The organism is Mycoplasmopsis fermentans PG18 (genome assembly GCF_000209735.1).
GTDB lineage: Bacteria > Bacillota_I > Bacilli_A > Mycoplasmatales > Metamycoplasmataceae > Mycoplasmopsis > Mycoplasmopsis fermentans.
This window is the reverse complement of record NC_021002.1, coordinates 124,097-125,078: the sequence shown is the minus strand read 5'-3', so window position 1 is coordinate 125,078 and position 982 is coordinate 124,097. Positions and strand designations below refer to the sequence as shown.

The following is a 982-nucleotide window of genomic DNA, read 5'->3' as shown; positions in this document are numbered from 1 at the left end:
CCATGCAGAGCGATTCATTCATCTTTCACGCAAACGCTTTGCATATCTGGCTCTTAAGCAAATATGTTAGGGTTCATCTAACATTCCTTTATCGCTTATAAGAGCATTTAACAACATATTGACTTTTAAATCAAGCAAAACCAAATCAATATTTTGCTTGTTATTTCATTTATAATCTTGCGATAAAATGGAGTCAAAGACGCTCAAGATACTTTTCTTAATGCATAAAATAAATCATTTTTGAAATCTTTAGCTATTTCCTCTTTCTCTTGTTTAATTAAAGCGTTGCGAATTATATCTTTAAGCTCTACATACGGAGTAGAGCCACTTTGTTTAATTCTTTTTACCCATCTTTCGTATAACGCCACATAATCTGGTTCACTAAGACGCGTAGAAATGCATTTAGAGCCGTTTTTTGAGGCTCTAGAGCTTTTTACATATAATTTATCACCTTTTTTATTTTCTTGACTAATTTCTCATGTTTTCATCTTCCCCCTTTTCAAAGAATAATTCCTTTTCCTTTGGATTGTAATGTAGATTAATTTTGTATCTAAGTGCATTACTCATACTTGCTAAAACTTTCCCCACTCTTCTTCCTGAAATAAACTTAACTTCAGAATCTAGTAATGGAGCTTCAGCCGTTTTGTATAACTTTTTAACCGCCTCAATATCATCTCCTACTAACCCTAGAAAAAATGAATATTGACAGTTCCCCGTAATCTTTTTAGCAATTTGTTCAACTGCCGTGCTTGAAGCATAATCACTAGGATTTTGCGTGGTATGTATTGTCCCGCAATCAAGCTTACGCACAAGCTTTGTAGTATCTGATATATAGTTCAAAGTAGTTATATTCTTTTCACTAATATACAAGTGTTCTTCATCATACAAATGAACATAACGTGTTAATTTTGTATTTCTTCTGCTATTAACGAATCTATTTTTTCTTAATCGTAATCTTTCTGTATAAAGCATACAAGATAAG

The 982-nt window shown here is 32.2% G+C and carries 1 protein-coding gene and 1 pseudogene; both read right to left on the bottom strand.

Going from position 1 to position 982, the window contains the following annotated elements:
- Positions 1 to 125: 125 nt before the first annotated feature.
- Positions 126 to 488 (bottom strand): Mbov_0398 family ICE element protein, encoded by a 363-nt coding sequence (locus tag MBIO_RS00655; RefSeq protein WP_015510707.1) that lies wholly within the window; start codon positions 486 to 488, stop codon positions 126 to 128.
- Positions 469 to 982 (bottom strand): annotated as a pseudogene (locus MBIO_RS00650) (Mbov_0397 family ICE element conjugal transfer ATPase); the annotation flags it as partial. The gene MBIO_RS00655 and the pseudogene MBIO_RS00650, both read right to left, overlap by 20 nt.